We start from the raw sequence: 15,377 nt of genomic DNA, 5'->3' as shown, positions 1-15,377 counted from the left end.
GAGGGCGCGCTAATGGCTACTATTGATTCCATGAATAAGGACACCACACGTCTGAGCGATGGACCCGACTGGACATTCGAGCTGCTTGATACCTACCTGGCAGAAATTGACCGGGTGGCGAAACTCTACCGTCTGGATGCCTATCCCCATCAAATCGAAGTGATTACGTCTGAACAGATGATGGACGCTTACTCCAGCGTCGGGATGCCCATTAACTATACCCACTGGTCGTTTGGTAAGAAGTTCATCGAAACCGAACGGCTCTATAAGCATGGTCAGCAGGGGCTAGCCTACGAAATCGTCATCAACTCGAACCCCTGCATCGCCTACCTGATGGAAGAGAACACCATTACCATGCAGGCACTGGTGATGGCGCACGCCTGCTACGGCCATAACTCCTTCTTCAAAAATAACTACCTGTTCCGCAGCTGGACCGATGCCAGTTCGATTGTCGATTATCTGATCTTTGCCCGTAACTACATCACCCAGTGCGAAGAGCGCTATGGGGTGGAGGAGGTCGAGAAGCTGCTCGACTCCTGCCATGCGTTGATGAACTACGGCGTGGATCGCTACAAACGTCCGCAGAAAATCTCCCTGCAGGAGGAGAAAGCGCGGCAGAAAAGCCGGGAAGAGTATCTGCAAAGCCAGGTGAATACGCTGTGGCGTACCCTGCCGAAACGCGAAGAAGAAAAAATGGTGGTCGAAGCTCGCCGTTATCCTTCCGAGCCGCAGGAGAACCTGCTCTACTTTATGGAGAAAAACGCCCCGCTGCTGGAGCCGTGGCAGCGTGAGATCCTGCGTATCGTGCGCAAGGTGAGCCAGTATTTTTATCCGCAAAAACAGACCCAGGTGATGAACGAAGGCTGGGCGACGTTCTGGCACTACACCATCCTCAACCACCTGTATGACGAAGGTAAAGTCACCGAACGCTTTATGCTGGAGTTCCTGCACAGCCACACCAACGTTGTGTTCCAGCCGCCTTACAACAGCCCGTGGTACAGCGGGATTAATCCGTATGCGCTGGGCTTTGCCATGTTCCAGGACATCAAGCGTATCTGCCAGAATCCTACGGAAGAGGATAAATACTGGTTCCCGGATATCGCCGGTTCCGACTGGCTGGAAACGCTGCATTTTGCCATGCGCGACTTCAAGGACGAGAGCTTTATCAGCCAGTTCCTGTCGCCGAAGGTGATGCGTGACTTCCGCCTGTTTACAGTGCTGGATGACGATCACAACAACTATCTCGAGATTTCGGCGATCCACAATGAAGAGGGGTATCGTGAGATCCGCTCCCGCCTCTCGGCGCAATACAACTTGAGCAATCTGGAGCCGAATATTCAGGTCTGGAATGTGGATCTGCGCGGGGATCGCTCCCTGACGCTGCGCTATATCCCGCATAACCGCGCGCCGCTGGATAAAGGGCGTAAGGAAGTGCTGAAGCATGTGCATCGTCTGTGGGGCTTTGACATTATGCTGGAGCAGCAGAATGAAGACGGCAGCGTGGAGCTGCTGGAACGGTGCCCGGTGAAAGGCAATATGTTGTAACCCGGGCGGTTTGTTGCCGGGCTACGCCGGGTTTAGCCGAAAAAAAACCTCTCAAACGAGAGGTTTTTTATTTAGCGCCCCTGAATCACCAGGTCGCCCGGCAGGGATTTCTGCATCCGATGCCAGATCTCACCGCTCTCACGACCATAGCGACGCACGGTGTCGTACACCTGATCGTGCTGGCCTTCTGAGCAGAGTTCACTGAGCTTGTGATAGAAACCGAGCGCCAGGCTGCGGGCTTCCGGATTGGCAAAGTAATGACGGCCGATGCGGGTATAAAGCCCTTTCATGCCGTTGAGGATCAGGCCGTAGATCGGATTACCCGAGGCAAACGCCAGACCGCGGAAGACATTGTAATCCAGCAGCGCAAAGGCATCAGCGTGATCTTCCACCGCCGTGGCGCGGGCCAGTACCTCCAGTGCCTTATCCGGGTGCTGGCGAAACGCCGTACGGATAAAGATGGTGGCAATGTTGGTGCGCACGGAGAGCAGGTTATCGATGAGCTGCGGTACGCTCTCGTGGTCGAGACGCGCCAGCGTTTCAAGAATATTCAGACCCGACGTTTCCCAGAAGTTATTCACTTTGGTCGGTTTGCCGTGTTGGATCGTCAGCCAGCCATCGCGGGCCAGTCGCTGCAACACTTCACGTAAGGTGGTACGTGTGACGCCAATCAGTTCAGAGAGTTCGCGTTCTGCAGGAAGTATCGAGCCTGGCGGGAAACGGTTATTCCAGATGCTTTCGATAATGTACTCTTCCGCGAAACCCGCCGGGCTTTGCGCCTTTATGACCATAGTGAATTTTCCATTAACTGCTTTTTACAAATTTCACTCATCATACCAGAGGCAGACAGAGGCAGATAGCGCAGCGAGGCGAGAAAAAAGGGATCGCTGTTTTATTTTTATCATTTAAAAGTCGGGCCTCCGCCCCCCTGCCCGGCGCGGTTTGCGTATACTTAGGATGTAATTATGTGATGGGCAAGGAAATCTGTTGTGGAAATGTCTTATAGCCGCGCACTGTGGCGCAATTTTTTAGGCCAGTCCCCCGACTGGTATAAAGTGACCCTGGTTGTTTTTCTGGTTCTTAACCCCTTTATCTTTGTTGTCGATCCCTTCGTTGCCGGCTGGTTGCTGGTTGGGGAGTTTATCTTTACCCTGGCGATGGCGCTGAAATGTTATCCCCTGCTGCCGGGTGGCCTGCTGGCCTTCGAGGCGGTGGTGATCGGCATGACCAGCGCGGAACACGTGAAGGAAGAGCTGGCGTCAAATCTGGAAGTGCTCCTGCTGCTGATGTTTATGGTGGCCGGGATCTACTTTATGAAGCAGCTGCTGCTGTTTATCTTTACCCGCCTGCTGCTGAGTATTCCCTCCAAGACAATGCTGTCGCTGTCCTTCTGCGTAGCCGCCGCCTTTTTGTCGGCCTTCCTTGATGCCCTGACCGTGGTGGCGGTGGTGATCAGCGTCGCCGTGGGCTTTTACGGGATCTATCATCGGGTGGCCTCCGCGCAGCCCAAAGATAATTTGCAGGATGACAGCCAGGTCGATGCCCGGCAGCGCGAAGTGCTGGAACAGTTCCGTGCGTTTCTGTGCAGCCTGATGATGCACGCAGGCGTGGGCACCGCGCTGGGCGGGGTGATGACCATGGTCGGGGAGCCGCAAAACCTGATCATCGCCAAAGCCGTCGGCTGGAATTTCACCGACTTTTTCCTGCATGTGGCGCCGGTCAGCGTGCCGGTGCTGGTGTGCGGCCTGTTCACCTGCTGGTTGATAGAGAAGTTTAAATGGTTTGGTTACGGCACCCTGCTGCCGACCCCGGTACGTGAGGTGTTACAACGTTTTGATGAAGAGAGCCGCAGCAAGCGTACCCGTCAGCAAAAACTGGCTATGATCTTTCAGGCCATTATTGGCGTCTGGCTGATTATCGCCCTGGCGTTTCATCTGGCGGAGGTGGGCTTGATTGGCCTGTCGGTCATTATCCTGGCGACCTCTTTTACCGGCGTGACGGATGAGCACGCGATTGGCAAAGCCTTTACCGAAGCGCTGCCCTTTACCGCCCTGCTGACGGTCTTTTTCGCGGTGGTGGCAGTGATTGTCGATCAGCAGCTGTTTGCGCCGATCATTCGCTACGTGCTACAGGCCGAGCCGGATGCCCAGCTGACGCTGTTCTATCTGTTTAACGGCCTGCTGTCAGCCATCTCTGATAACGTGTTTGTCGGTTCGGTCTATATCAATGAGGCCAAAACCGCACTGCAGAGCGGCGCAATCAACCAGCAGCAGTTTGAAATGCTGGCGGTGGCGATCAATACCGGCACCAACCTGCCTTCCGTCGCCACGCCAAACGGCCAGGCGGCGTTCCTGTTCCTGCTCACCTCGGCGCTGGCTCCTTTAATCAGGCTCTCTTATGGCCGGATGGTATGGATGGCGCTGCCCTATACGGTGGTATTAACCACCGTCGGCTTGTTGTGCGTCAAAATTACCCTTATTCCATTTACCCAATGGATGTTGCAGACGGGTATACTGACGGCGCATTAAGAGAGTCAGCCGGGTCGTATATGGCCCGGCTGCACTTTCGAATGATAAATATCCGATTACGTTATATTTTGCGCGCTGAGGCTGGCGCGCGAATTGTTTTCGTTTACACTGCGCTTTCTATACCTGCTCCAGGGAAATGATTATGTTGAAATTTTTAAACCAGTGCTCGCGTGGACGCGGCGCATGGTTGCTGTTGGCCCTGACCGCCTTCGCGTTAGAAATGGTGGCATTATGGTTCCAGCATGTGATGTTGCTGAAGCCCTGCGTGCTGTGCATCTACGAACGCTGCGCGCTGTTTGGCGTGATGGGCGCGGGCCTGGTCGGTGCCATTGCTCCAAAAAGCCCGCTGCGCTACGGTGCGATTGCTATCTGGCTCTACAGCGCCGGAAAAGGCCTTCAGTTGGCCTGGGAACACACCATGATCCAGCTGCATCCGTCGCCGTTCCAGACCTGTGATTTTGCCGCCAGCTTCCCGAGCTGGCTGCCGCTGGACAAGTGGCTGCCGCAGGTCTTCGTGGCAAGCGGTGACTGTTCCGTGCGTCAGTGGGAGTTTCTGACTCTCGAGATGCCGCAGTGGCTGGTTGGCATTTTCGCCGCTTTCCTGGTTGTGGCGCTGCTGGTGCTGATTGCCCAGCCGTTCAAACCGAAAAAACGCGATCTTTTTGGACGTTAATGTCCGACAATAAAAAACCCGCCTCGGCGGGTTTTTTATTATGCGCGGTTGGGATGATTCAAAATATGGTCTTCCCAGTCCCGCACCTCTGACTCTTTCACCGCAATGTGGCGCACTGAGATTCGCTCGCCGTGCATCGCCGCTTTTGAACCGGCCAGCAAGGGGTGCCACTTCGGCAGATCCTTGCCTTCCGCCAGCAGGCGATAAGCGCAGGTCGGCGGCAACCATTCGAAGGTGGGCAGGTTGTCGCGGGTCAGCTTGATGCAGTCCGGCTCTAACTCAAAACGGCGCTCGTAGTTACGGCACTGGCAGGTTTTGATGTTCAGCTGATTGCAGGCGACGTTAGTGAAATAAATTTCGTCCGAGTCTTCATCCATAAGCTTATGCAGGCAGCACTGCCCGCAGCCGTCACACAGCGATTCCCACTCGGCGTCGGTCATGTTGTCGAGAGTTTTGCTTTGCCAGAAAGGAGTTTCGCTCATAAGGATGTCCACACGTCAAAATAAAGCGCACCTTATAACCAGTCTGGCACCTTGATGCAAGTTTTGCCGCCCAAAAGGGGCGGCAAGCGGGGATTACAGCACGCGGGTTTTCAGGGACAGGCCGTTAACGGCTACTTCCAGCTCATCGCCACTGGCGAGTGGGCCAACCCCTTCCGGGGTGCCGGTGAGGATCACATCGCCCGGTTTAAGGGTGAAATAACGGCTCATATAGGCAATCAGCGGCACAATCTTGTGGATCATGTCGGCGGTCGACCCCTGCTGGCGTACCTCGCCGTTTACCTTCAGGCTCAGGGCGGTGTTCTGGGGATCGTCCTGGAATTCCGATGCCGGTACGAACCCGGAGATTGGGCAGGAATTATCAAAGCCCTTGGCTTTTTCCCACGGCTGGCCCGCTTTCTTCATTTTGCCCTGCACGTCGCGCAGGGTCAGATCCAGCGCCACACCATAACCGGCAATCGCCTTCTGCACATGATCTTCAGAGGCCTGACGCAGCGTGGCGCCAATCAGCACCGCCAGCTCCACTTCGTGATGAACCGAGCCAAGCCCCTGCGGTAATGCCAGCGGCTGGCGAATATCACAGAGCGCCGTTTCCGGTTTAATGAACAGCACTGGCTCTTCTGGAACCGCACTTCCCATCTCCTGAATATGCTTTGCGTAATTACTTCCTACGCAGACGACTTTACTTACCGGATAATCCAGTAAGGCTCCTTGCCAGTTATGATGTTGATACATAAACGTCCCCTGAACGGTGAATGTGACGCTGACAGAAAACTCCTAAACTATTTTTTCCCCTGCGCCTCAAGATGCTGTTTCAGTAAATTCTCTTGTGGCGGAGGAAGTTGTAAATAATAGCCCTGTTCCGTCAACGCGGTTTTTACTTTTTCCAGATCGGCGTTACTCAGCTGCTTGCGCCCGTCGAGCGGCATCAGCATTACGAGCTGCGGCTTACCGAAGCTTTTCATCAGTGCTTCAGGCACACGGGAAAAATCGTCCTTTTTTTCGACATACAGGTAGGTCTGGTCGCGCTGGGTACTTCTGTAGATCACACAAAACATATATTTACTCTGAATTAAGCGGGAGGGTGACTTGCCTCAATATAATTGTGACTATAACATGCCTGATACTCTTCGGAATATCACGGCGCACAGGTCGTGGTAAAAGCAAATTGAGTAAGGCCAGGATGTCAAACACGCCCATCGAGCTTAAAGGCAGTAGCTTCACCTTATCAGTGGTTCATTTGCATGAAGCAAAACCCGAGGTTATTCGTCAGGCGTTAGAAGACAAAATTGCGCAGGCGCCCGCATTTCTTACCCATGCGCCGGTGGTCATCAACGTCAGCAGCCTTGAGGCGCCGGTAAACTGGCACCATTTGCAACAGGCGGTCTCCGCTACCGGCCTGCGAATTGTGGGCATCAGCGGCTGCAAAGACGCTGAACTGAAAGCCGAAATCGATCGTGCGGGTCTTCCGTTGCTGAACGAAGGCAAAGACAAAGCCCCGCGCGCCGAACCCCCTGCTCCACCAGAACTCCCTGTTACTCCTGTCACAAAAACGCGATTGATTGATCTGCCCGTGCGTTCCGGTCAGCGTATTTATGCGCCAAACTGTGACCTGATTGTGACCAACCACGTCAGCGCTGGGGCGGAGCTGATCGCGGATGGCAATATCCATATTTATGGCTCAATGCGAGGCCGTGCGCTGGCGGGTGCCAGCGGCGATCGCGATGCGCAAATTTTTTGTACCCACCTGGAGGCGGAGCTGGTCTCCATCGCAGGGGTTTACTGGCTGAGTGATAACATCCCGGCCGAATTTTCTGGCAAAGCGGCACGTCTGCGGCTGGCAGACAACGCTTTGACCGTTCAACCGTTGAATTGATCCCTTTTTAACAAGGAATTTCTATGGCACGCATTATTGTTGTTACTTCGGGTAAAGGAGGCGTTGGCAAGACCACCTCCAGCGCGGCCATCGCTACTGGTTTGGCCCAGAAGGGAAAGAAAACCGTCGTTATCGATTTCGATATCGGCCTGCGTAACCTTGACCTGATTATGGGTTGTGAACGCCGCGTGGTGTACGATTTTGTGAACGTGATTCAGGGTGACGCCACGCTGAATCAGGCAATGATTAAAGATAAACGTACCGACAACCTCTATATTCTTCCCGCTTCGCAGACGCGCGACAAGGATGCGCTGACCCGTGAAGGCGTGGAAAAGGTGCTCGATGAGCTGAAAAAAATGGACTTCGATTTCGTGGTCTGTGACTCACCCGCAGGCATCGAAACGGGTGCGCTGATGGCGCTCTACTTCGCCGACGAAGCGATCATCACCACCAACCCGGAAGTGTCGTCCGTACGTGACTCCGACCGTATTTTAGGGATCCTCGCCTCGAAATCCCGCCGTGCGGAAAATGGCGAAGAACCGATTAAAGAGCACCTGCTGCTGACCCGTTATAATCCGGGTCGTGTCAATAAAGGTGATATGCTGAGTATGGAAGACGTGCTGGAGATCCTGCGCATTAAACTGGTTGGCGTCATCCCGGAAGATCAATCCGTGTTGCGCGCGTCTAACCAGGGTGAGCCGGTTATCCTCGATGCTAACGCAGACGCCGGTAAAGCGTATGCGGATACGGTAGATCGTCTGCTCGGAGAAGAACGTCCTTTCCGCTTCATCGAAGAAGAGAAGAAAGGTTTCCTCAAACGCCTGTTCGGAGGATAAGTTATGGCATTACTGGACTTTTTTCTCTCGCGGAAAAAAAGCACCGCTAACATCGCAAAAGAGCGTCTGCAGATCATCGTGGCAGAACGCCGCCGCAGCGACGCGGAACCGCATTACCTGCCGCAGCTGCGCAAAGATATTCTGGAAGTGATCTGTAAGTATGTGCAGATTGATCCGGAAATGGTCACCGTGCAGCTGGAGCAAAAGGACGGGGATATCTCGATTCTGGAGCTAAACGTGACCCTGCCGGAAGCGGAAGAGTCGCGTTCATAATTGAGCGCATTGCCGGGCGGCACGTTGCTTGCCCGGCCCAGCGTTTGTAACCCCGGCAAGCCTGGCGCCGCCGGGGGTTACAGACCGCAATTATTGCGGATACTCTTCCAGCAAGGCGTTCAGGCGAGCGGCCATCAGTTCCCCACGCCAGCCTGCCATCAATTCAGGCGTACCGTTCTGCGGTTTCAGCTTCCAGTGCGCGTTCAACAGCTGGTTAATCTGACGGCGTGAGGCCAGCAGCTCAGCACTCACTTTGCTCTCCGCTGCCACTTCCTGAACCAGGGCTTTAATCGCCTTGAACGCTTTGCGATAGCCCGGCATATCCATCAGGTTCAACAGCGGCTCCGGCAGCGCCTCATCCGGCAATGCCTGCGCTTTCGCTACCAACGCCAGCAGGGTTTTGCCGTGGAAGCGGATCTCCGAACCGGAAAGCCCGATGCTGTCCAGCTCGCCCAGACTGCCCGGCATATACCGCGCCACCGCCCACAGATGCTCTTCACGCACCACAAAGTTCACCGCCAGATCACGCTCCCGCGCCTTGCGCAGACGCCAGTCGGCCAGTAGTTGCAGACAGGCGAGCTGGCGGGTGCGCAGCTGCCAGGCGTTGTTGATATCGCGCCAGGCCTCTTTTGGATCGGTGGTCTCCTGACGACGCAGCTGCGTCATCCGACACTCATTCAGGGCGGCAGGCAGCCAGCCGGAGGCTTCAGCCTCTTTCATCAACTGACCGGCAATCGGCAGCAGGTAAAACACATCCGCCGCCGCGTAATCCAGCTGGCGTTCCGTCAGCGGGCGCGCCAGCCAGTCGGTGCGGGATTCGCTCTTGTCGATAACCAGCCCGGTATACTCTTCCACCATGGCGGCAAAACCCCAGGAGAGCGGGCGCCCGGCAAAGGCGGCAAGGATCTGGGTGTCGATCAGCGGTTCCGGCATAATGCCGAAGGTATTGAGGAAAACTTCCAGATCTTCACTGCCGGCATGCAGGTATTTGGTGATGGCGGTATTCAGCAACAACTCGCGCATTGGCGCCCAGTCGGTGATCCCCAGCGGGTCGATAAGCGACACATGTTTACCGTCATACATCTGGATCAGACCCAGTTGCGGATAATAGGTGCGGGTACGCACAAACTCGGTATCCAGCGCGATGGCGGGGGCGTCACGGGTGACATCGCACAGCGAAGCCAGCTCGTCGTTGGTAGTGATCATCTGGTAATTCAAATCATATTCTCTTTGGTTTGCGCCCATAAAAAAACGCTGGCATGGCCAGCGTCTTGGGGTGACTAACACGAAGCTCAGGCTTTATTGTCTACTTTGGCGCGTGCTTCGTCACGTAATTCTCGTCGTAATATCTTCCCGACGTTCGATTTTGGCAGTTCATCGCGAAACTCCACCAGTTTCGGCACTTTGTAGCCGGTCAGCTGGCGACGGCAGAAGGTGATCAGCGCCTCTTCGCTGAGGTCAGGATCTTTTTTCACCACAAAGATTTTCACCGTTTCACCGCTGCTGCCCGCCGGAACGCCCACTGCGGCCACTTCCAGCACACCGTTGTGCTGCATCACCACATCTTCGATCTCGTTCGGATAGACGTTAAACCCGGAGACGAGGATCATGTCTTTCTTACGATCGACGATTCGCAGGAAGCCTTCGTCGTCCATCACTGCGATATCCCCGGTGTGCAGCCAGCCGTCCTTAATGATTTCATCGGTGGCGTCCGGGCGCTGCCAGTAGCCCAGCATCACCTGCGGCCCTTTCACGCACAGCTCGCCCGGTTCGCCATGCGGCACTTCGTTATCCTCGTCATCCACCAGTTTGGCTTCAGTGGAGGGCACCGGCAGGCCAATGCTGCCACTGTGGTAATCGATATCGTGCGGGTTCACGCTCACCAGAGGGGCGCACTCGGTCAGGCCATAGCCCTCCAGCAGATACTGGCCGGTGAGCTTCACCCAGCGTTCCGCCACCGCCTGTTGCACTGGCATCCCGCCGCCCGCCGACAGATGCAGAGTCGAGAAATCAAGCTGCTGGAACTCTTTGTTGTTCAACAGGGCGTTGAACAGCGTGTTTACCCCCGTCATGGCGGTAAACGGATATTTCGCCAGCTCTTTCACCAGGCCCGGAATGTCGCGCGGGTTGGTGATCAGGACGTTCTGCCCACCCAGCTCGATAAACAGCAGGCAGTTCATGGTCAGCGCGAAGATGTGATAGAGCGGCAGCGCGGTGATCACCAGCTCTTTGCCGCGATGCAGCAGCGGGCCGTAGGTGGCGTTCACCTGCTCGAGGTTCGCCAGCATGTTGCGGTGGGTGAGCATCGCCCCTTTCGCAACCCCGGTGGTGCCGCCGGTGTACTGCAGGAAGGCCAGATCCTGGGACACCACTTCCGGTTTCACGTACTGCATCCGGTAGCCGTTGTGCAGCGCCCGGCGGAAGGAGATGGCGTCTGGCAGGTGATATTTTGGCACCAGACGTTTAACGTACTTAACGACGAAGTTAACCAGCGTCCCTTTTGCGGTTGAGAGCTGATCGCCCATCCGGGTGAGAATAACGTGTTTGACCTGCGTCTTATCGACCACTTTTTCCAGGGTGTGCGCGAAGTTTGAGACAATCACAATCGCCGCCGCGCCGCTGTCGTTCAGCTGGTGCTCCAGCTCACGCGGGGTGTAGAGCGGGTTAACGTTAACCACGATCATCCCGGCGCGCAGGATGCCAAACAGTGCCACCGGATACTGCAGCAGGTTAGGCATCATCAATGCTACCCGATCGCCTTTTTTCAGGCCTAAGCCCTGTTGCAGGTAGGCTGCAAATGCCCGGCTGCGCTCTTCCAGCTTACGGAAGGTCATCACCTCGCCCATGTTCACAAACGCAGGCTGATCGGCGTAGCGCGTGACGGAATGTTCAAACAGTTCAACCAGGGATTGATAACGGTCAGGATTTATCTCTGCAGGCACATCCGCAGGATAACGGTTAAGCCAAACCTTCTTCACTACATCACCTCTGAAATGCGTGTTCGTCGTCATCACAGCCCCGGTTAATAAACAAGTCGTTAACATAATATTAACTCAGCGTACCAGTTTATTAATTGTCCGGATTTAAGGTTGCGAAGCGCGTCACTATTTATTTTTGTTATAACCGTGGAAAAAACGAAACAGCGGCCTGGCCGCTGTTTCTTATTCAATAATAACAGTCACTTACTCTGTTACTACTGTCCGAACCTGAGCGGGTCCGGGGCCGTAAGCTGGCCAGCCACCGTAACCATAGCCATACCGCCAGGGATGCGGTCCCCAGTACCAGGGATCGACCGGCGGTGGCATCATCACCTGCTGCACCACTCGCCAGCGTTTATAGCCGTTGGTCTGCAGGACCATAAATTTGTACGGCGTGTTGCCAATTTTGCCCTGCTCCGCGCCGGCGATCGTACCGACCACGGTGATCAGTTGACCACGGAAGTCCACCGGGTCGAGGAAACCATTCACATCGGCATAGATGCGTCCGCGCGAGGCGTCACCCAGAATCGGCCGCGCACCGCTGTCCAGCGGAACGGTGGCGATTTCCAGACGGGTTTTCCCCTGCTGGTTGAAGACCTCCACCACTTTGCCGCCGAAGCGTGCTTCCTGGCCGACATACAGTTCTGGGGCATTCATTACCCGGACCAGATCCTGCTGCGGCGTAGGGCTGCTGCCCTTGATCGCATCAGGGACAGAGACACATCCTGTTAATGCCAGGGCCAGCGCCCCGACGGTCAGCAGACGAACTACATATTTTTGAACCGCCATGATGCGACTCCTTTTTCTCAGGCTCTGATACTGAGATTCACTCCCGGCCTGGAAGTTTCTTCCACGCTACGGTGTTTCGCAAATAAACCGGTTCGGCCTTCTCGACCGCCACAGTATTGCCTGCAGCCAGCAGCTGACGGGCGATGGGCAGCATATCTTCCGCGGCAGGCAGCAGCACCTTGCCATCCACCAGCGTCAGGCCGCTCTCTTTTGCCATCTCCGGCCACGCTGGCCAGCCGGTTCCGACGGTTGCCCACTCGCCGGAAAGCTGCTTCATGCGCTCGCCCGCCGCTTCCGGCGTAAGTACAGCTTCGCTCTCTTCACCGTGCCATACACCCTGCTCATCGCGGGTGTACTCTGCCCAGTAGACTTCGCCCATTCGGGCGTCGATGGCGGCCAGCACGCGGGTCGCCCCGGTGTTACGCCAGGCGCCCTCGGCCATAGTGGCGAGCGTCGAGACGCCGATCATCGGCAGTTCGGCACCCAGCGCCAGCCCCTGGGCAATGCCAATACCGATGCGCACGCCGGTAAAACTGCCGGGGCCACGGCCATAGGCCAGGGCATCGAGATTATTCAGGGAGGTGTTGCCTTCGGCGAGGATCATCTTCACCAAAGGCAGGATACGTTGGGTATGTTCCCGGGGGCACTCTTCGAAATGAGCACAGAGTTTACCGTCGTTCCACAGGGCAACAGAGCAGGCCTCTGTGGCGGTATCAATAGCCAGAATTCGCATGTGTTGTCGCGCTCTCGCAAGGGTCAGTCACAAAAAGGCGCGCATTTTAACACACCCGTCAGTAAATTACTCCGCCTCAGACGCCGCCAGGAAGCGCACCGCGCGATCGATATCCCGGGTACGCGGTGCCGGCGGCAGGCTGGCGATAAAAGTAGCCCCGTACGGGCGCATCACCAGCCGGTTATCGCAGATCACCAGTACCCCGCGATCGTCCACGTCGCGGATCAGACGCCCCACTCCCTGCTTAAGGGTGATAACCGCGTCCGGGAGCTGCACCTCGTCAAAGGGATCGCCACCGCGCAGGCGGCAATCTTCCATGCGCGCCTTCAGCAGTGGATCGTCCGGCGAGGTAAAGGGCAGTTTGTCGATGATCACCAGCGACAGGGCGTCGCCGCGCACGTCCACCCCTTCCCAGAAGCTGCTGGTCGCCACCAGCAGGGCGTTGCCTGCCGTGACAAACTGTTGCAACAGCTGCCCTTTGCTGGTTTCACCCTGCAACAGCACCGGCAGGGTCATGGTGGCCCGGAACTGCTCCGCCAGGTCACGCATCATGGCGTGCGAGGTACAGAGCATAAAGCAGCGGCCGTTATTGGCCTCGATCATCGGTTTGAGCATGGCCGCCAGATGGCGGGCAGCGCCGGGCTGATTAGGCAGCGGCAAATTACGCGGCACGCAGAGCAGCGCCTGGGTGGCGTAATCAAAGGGGCTGGGCAGGAGCAGGGATTTCGCTTCTGTGATGCCGAGACGTTCGGTGAAGTGGTGCAGATCGTCGTTGACCGACAGCGTGGCGGAGGTAAAGATCCAGCTGCCCGGTTTCTGGGCCATCACTTCCTGGAACTTATCAGCCACCGTGAGCGGCGTCAGGGCAAGGGTAAAATGGCGTGAATTGCATTCATACCAGTAGCTATAGCCTGGCTGGTTAAACTCTTTCAGCCGCTTCAGGCGGGCACGGTACAGCGTGGCGCGCTCGAAGGCGGCATCCAGCAGCGCCGAACGGCCGAGAGAGAGCTTCGCCACGTCGTAACAAAGCTCCAGCGCATCGTCGAGCAGCAGCAGCGCACGCTGGATATGCTGATCGGCCAGCACTTCGCGCAGATTGCCGCGATAGCCTGGATCGCCCAGCTGCATGCGGAAATCCTGCGTGCTTTGCGCCAGGCGGTCGCCGCACTTCTGCAGTTGCTGGGTATCTTTCAGTTCAGTGCGGTAGGCGATGGTGAAATCTTTCGCCAGGTCCAGCAACTGGCGGCTGGAGAGGGACTGGCCGAAATACTGGCTGGCGATATCGGGGAGCTGATGGGCTTCATCGAAAATCAATACGTCGGCCTCGGGGATCAGCTCGCCAAAGCCGCCCTCCTTCACCACCATATCTGCGAGGAACAGATGATGGTTGACCACTACCACGTCGGCATCCATCGCCGTTTTACGTGCTTTGACCACGAAACAGTCTTTATATAACGGGCAGTCGCTGCCGAGACAGTTATCATTGGTGCTGGTGACCAGCGGCCAGACGGCAGAATCTTCCGCCACATTGGCGCAGGTGCTGATGTCCCCGTCGAGGGTCTGGTTGACCCAGCTGCGCAGAATGATCACATCACTGAGAGTCTGCACCGGCAGATCGCCTCCCGCCAGCGCCTGTTGTTCGAGACGTTCAATACAGAGGTAGTTAGAGCGCCCTTTCAGCAAGGCCAGGCGGCCTTTGTATTTGAGGGCTTTGGCCACGGTGGGCAGATCGCGACTGTAAAGCTGATCCTGCAACGCTTTTGAGCCGGTGGAGATGATCACTTTCTTTTTGGCGCGCAGCGCGGGCGCGAGATAGGCATAGGTTTTACCGGTGCCGGTTCCTGCTTCTACCACCAGCGGCTGGGCGCTGTCGATGGCATCGGCGACCGCGTGCGCCATCTGACGCTGCGGCTCGCGCGGCTTAAAACCGGGAATTGCCTTTGCTAATTGTCCGTCTGCTGCGAAATCGTCTGCCACTCTGCCCCCTGTATTTTTGCACAGGGGATTATGTCAGGCCGCTCGTCCTGACGCCAGTCGAGAGTGACGCAGGCAAAACAATATGGCAGTCTTGCCTGCTGAAACAGACATTCATAAGGAAACCTGTATGACAATTGTGCGCATTGATGCCGAAGCCCGCTGGTCAGATGTTGTGATCCACAACCAGACCCTGTACTACACCGGCGTACCGGCGAATCTCGATGCTGAGGCCTATGAGCAGACCGCCAATACCCTGGCGCAGATCGACGCGGTGCTGGAAAAACAGGGCAGCGACAAGTCCCGCATTCTGGATGCGACCATTTTCCTTGCCAGCAAAGACGATTTTGCGGCAATGAACAAAGCCTGGGATGAGTGGGTGGTGGCCGGTCACGCGCCTGTACGCTGCACGGTACAGGCGACGCTGATGAAACCGCAGTATAAGGTTGAGATTAAGATTATCGCCGCGGTGTAAGCGCGTTACTCTTCTTCATCCTCATCTTCAAAGCGCGCCACGATCCGTTCGCCAGTATGGGTGGCGCGCAGCTCCTGTGCTACCTGAGAAATCGCCTGTCCGCTGCTCATCCCCTGGGACATCAGCTCCTGAATACGCTCGACGGCCTTTTGCTGCTGGTCGTGGCTCAGTGAAGGTAAACCTGCAAACATCGTCAA

General features: G+C 56.3%; 17 protein-coding genes. 7 read left to right on the top strand and 10 right to left on the bottom strand.

All coding sequences use genetic code 11. The features are described 5' to 3' along the window. Positions 1 to 12 precede the first annotated feature (12 nt). On the top strand, positions 13 to 1,545 hold the full coding sequence (locus C3F35_RS21140; protein WP_032611453.1) for a SpoVR family protein: 1,533 nt from the start codon (positions 13 to 15) through the stop codon (positions 1,543 to 1,545). Between the two features lie 71 nt (positions 1,546 to 1,616). Here the strand turns inward: C3F35_RS21140 and fadR are convergent, their stop codons facing one another. Further along, on the bottom strand, positions 1,617 to 2,336 hold the full coding sequence (gene fadR, locus C3F35_RS21135) for a fatty acid metabolism transcriptional regulator FadR (RefSeq protein WP_032611456.1): 720 nt from the start codon (positions 2,334 to 2,336) through the stop codon (positions 1,617 to 1,619). Between the two features lie 198 nt (positions 2,337 to 2,534). Here fadR and nhaB point away from each other — a divergent pair, with 198 nt between their 5' ends. After that, entirely contained in the window at positions 2,535 to 4,073 is a 1,539-nt protein-coding gene (nhaB, locus tag C3F35_RS21130) for a sodium/proton antiporter NhaB (RefSeq protein ID WP_103792061.1), read from the top strand. 142 nt (positions 4,074 to 4,215) lie between these two features. Continuing rightward, positions 4,216 to 4,746 carry a disulfide bond formation protein DsbB gene (gene dsbB, locus C3F35_RS21125; RefSeq protein ID WP_032611461.1) on the top strand — a complete coding sequence of 177 codons (531 nt, stop codon included), beginning with the start codon at positions 4,216 to 4,218 and terminating at the stop codon, positions 4,744 to 4,746. A gap of 38 nt (positions 4,747 to 4,784) precedes the next feature. Here dsbB and C3F35_RS21120 read toward each other — a convergent pair whose 3' ends face one another. The 3 genes from C3F35_RS21120 to C3F35_RS21110 all read right to left on the bottom strand — a co-directional run bounded on the left by C3F35_RS21120 (position 4,785) and on the right by C3F35_RS21110 (position 6,304). Continuing rightward, complete coding sequence (locus C3F35_RS21120; RefSeq protein ID WP_077227068.1) at positions 4,785 to 5,228, bottom strand: YcgN family cysteine cluster protein; 444 nt, start codon at positions 5,226 to 5,228, stop codon at positions 4,785 to 4,787. Positions 5,229 to 5,321: 93 nt separating this feature from the next. Next, positions 5,322 to 5,981, bottom strand: a complete 660-nt coding sequence (locus tag C3F35_RS21115) for a fumarylacetoacetate hydrolase family protein (protein ID WP_103792062.1) — start codon at positions 5,979 to 5,981, stop codon at positions 5,322 to 5,324. Positions 5,982 to 6,028: 47 nt separating this feature from the next. Beyond that, the gene (locus tag C3F35_RS21110) at positions 6,029 to 6,304 is read right to left on the bottom strand and encodes a YcgL domain-containing protein (RefSeq protein ID WP_032611469.1); all 276 of its coding nucleotides are present in this window, start codon (positions 6,302 to 6,304) and stop codon (positions 6,029 to 6,031) included. 125 nt (positions 6,305 to 6,429) lie between these two features. On the opposite strand from C3F35_RS21110, the gene minC reads away from it, so the two are divergent. From minC to minE, 3 genes are read left to right on the top strand one after another with little or no spacing between them, the layout of a single operon-like run. After that, on the top strand, positions 6,430 to 7,122 hold the full coding sequence (gene minC / locus C3F35_RS21105; protein WP_032611471.1) for a septum site-determining protein MinC: 693 nt from the start codon (positions 6,430 to 6,432) through the stop codon (positions 7,120 to 7,122). A gap of 23 nt (positions 7,123 to 7,145) precedes the next feature. Then, a complete protein-coding gene (minD, locus tag C3F35_RS21100) occupies positions 7,146 to 7,958 on the top strand; it encodes a septum site-determining protein MinD (RefSeq protein WP_032611473.1) in 813 nt (270 codons plus the stop codon). A gap of 3 nt (positions 7,959 to 7,961) precedes the next feature. Then, positions 7,962 to 8,231, top strand: coding sequence for a cell division topological specificity factor MinE (gene minE, locus C3F35_RS21095; RefSeq protein ID WP_032611475.1), 270 nt, complete (start codon positions 7,962 to 7,964; stop codon positions 8,229 to 8,231). A 90-nt stretch (positions 8,232 to 8,321) separates the two neighbouring features. On the opposite strand, the gene rnd is transcribed toward minE, so the two are convergent. The 5 genes from rnd to C3F35_RS21065 form a co-directional block, all read right to left on the bottom strand. Further along, entirely contained in the window at positions 8,322 to 9,449 is a 1,128-nt protein-coding gene (gene rnd / locus C3F35_RS21090; RefSeq protein ID WP_098946244.1) for a ribonuclease D, read from the bottom strand. Positions 9,450 to 9,523: 74 nt separating this feature from the next. Next, positions 9,524 to 11,209, bottom strand: coding sequence for a long-chain-fatty-acid--CoA ligase FadD (gene fadD, locus C3F35_RS21085; RefSeq protein WP_072250878.1), 1,686 nt, complete (start codon positions 11,207 to 11,209; stop codon positions 9,524 to 9,526). 204 nt (positions 11,210 to 11,413) lie between these two features. Next, positions 11,414 to 11,998 carry a Slp family lipoprotein gene (locus tag C3F35_RS21075; RefSeq protein WP_032611481.1) on the bottom strand — a complete coding sequence of 195 codons (585 nt, stop codon included), beginning with the start codon at positions 11,996 to 11,998 and terminating at the stop codon, positions 11,414 to 11,416. A gap of 37 nt (positions 11,999 to 12,035) precedes the next feature. Continuing rightward, positions 12,036 to 12,731: a tRNA (adenosine(37)-N6)-threonylcarbamoyltransferase complex dimerization subunit type 1 TsaB gene (gene tsaB, locus C3F35_RS21070; protein WP_103792063.1), complete on the bottom strand. Its 696-nt coding sequence runs from the start codon at positions 12,729 to 12,731 to the stop codon at positions 12,036 to 12,038. Positions 12,732 to 12,797: 66 nt separating this feature from the next. Then, complete coding sequence (locus C3F35_RS21065; RefSeq protein ID WP_032611483.1) at positions 12,798 to 14,708, bottom strand: ATP-dependent DNA helicase; 1,911 nt, start codon at positions 14,706 to 14,708, stop codon at positions 12,798 to 12,800. 127 nt (positions 14,709 to 14,835) lie between these two features. On the opposite strand from C3F35_RS21065, the gene C3F35_RS21060 reads away from it, so the two are divergent. Then, a complete protein-coding gene (locus C3F35_RS21060) occupies positions 14,836 to 15,180 on the top strand; it encodes a RidA family protein (RefSeq protein ID WP_032611486.1) in 345 nt (114 codons plus the stop codon). A gap of 5 nt (positions 15,181 to 15,185) precedes the next feature. Here the strand turns inward: C3F35_RS21060 and C3F35_RS21055 are convergent, their stop codons facing one another. Continuing rightward, positions 15,186 to 15,371, bottom strand: a complete 186-nt coding sequence (locus C3F35_RS21055) for a YoaH family protein (RefSeq protein WP_032611488.1) — start codon at positions 15,369 to 15,371, stop codon at positions 15,186 to 15,188. Positions 15,372 to 15,377: the final 6 nt, after the last annotated feature.

This window comes from Leclercia sp. LSNIH3, from assembly GCF_002935105.1.
Classification (GTDB): Bacteria; Pseudomonadota; Gammaproteobacteria; order Enterobacterales; family Enterobacteriaceae; genus Enterobacter; species Enterobacter adecarboxylatus.
Note: the sequence above shows the minus strand (reverse complement) of the source record. Positions and strands in the feature narration are given on the sequence as shown.

Bases quoted from the DNA above. Each gene is read 5' to 3' on its own strand.
- C3F35_RS21140 (WP_032611453.1), top strand. From the start codon at position 13: ATGGCTACTATTGATTCCATGAATAAGGACACCACACGTCTGAGCGAT.
- fadR (WP_032611456.1), bottom strand. From the start codon at position 2,336: ATGGTCATAAAGGCGCAAAGCCCGGCGGGTTTCGCGGAAGAGTACATT.
- dsbB (WP_032611461.1), top strand. From the start codon at position 4,216: ATGTTGAAATTTTTAAACCAGTGCTCGCGTGGACGCGGCGCATGGTTG.
- C3F35_RS21120 (WP_077227068.1), bottom strand. From the start codon at position 5,228: ATGAGCGAAACTCCTTTCTGGCAAAGCAAAACTCTCGACAACATGACC.
- C3F35_RS21115 (WP_103792062.1), bottom strand. From the start codon at position 5,981: ATGTATCAACATCATAACTGGCAAGGAGCCTTACTGGATTATCCGGTA.
- C3F35_RS21110 (WP_032611469.1), bottom strand. From the start codon at position 6,304: ATGTTTTGTGTGATCTACAGAAGTACCCAGCGCGACCAGACCTACCTG.
- minC (WP_032611471.1), top strand. From the start codon at position 6,430: ATGTCAAACACGCCCATCGAGCTTAAAGGCAGTAGCTTCACCTTATCA.
- minD (WP_032611473.1), top strand. From the start codon at position 7,146: ATGGCACGCATTATTGTTGTTACTTCGGGTAAAGGAGGCGTTGGCAAG.
- minE (WP_032611475.1), top strand. From the start codon at position 7,962: ATGGCATTACTGGACTTTTTTCTCTCGCGGAAAAAAAGCACCGCTAAC.
- C3F35_RS21075 (WP_032611481.1), bottom strand. From the start codon at position 11,998: ATGGCGGTTCAAAAATATGTAGTTCGTCTGCTGACCGTCGGGGCGCTG.
- tsaB (WP_103792063.1), bottom strand. From the start codon at position 12,731: ATGCGAATTCTGGCTATTGATACCGCCACAGAGGCCTGCTCTGTTGCC.
- C3F35_RS21060 (WP_032611486.1), top strand. From the start codon at position 14,836: ATGACAATTGTGCGCATTGATGCCGAAGCCCGCTGGTCAGATGTTGTG.
- C3F35_RS21055 (WP_032611488.1), bottom strand. From the start codon at position 15,371: ATGTTTGCAGGTTTACCTTCACTGAGCCACGACCAGCAGCAAAAGGCC.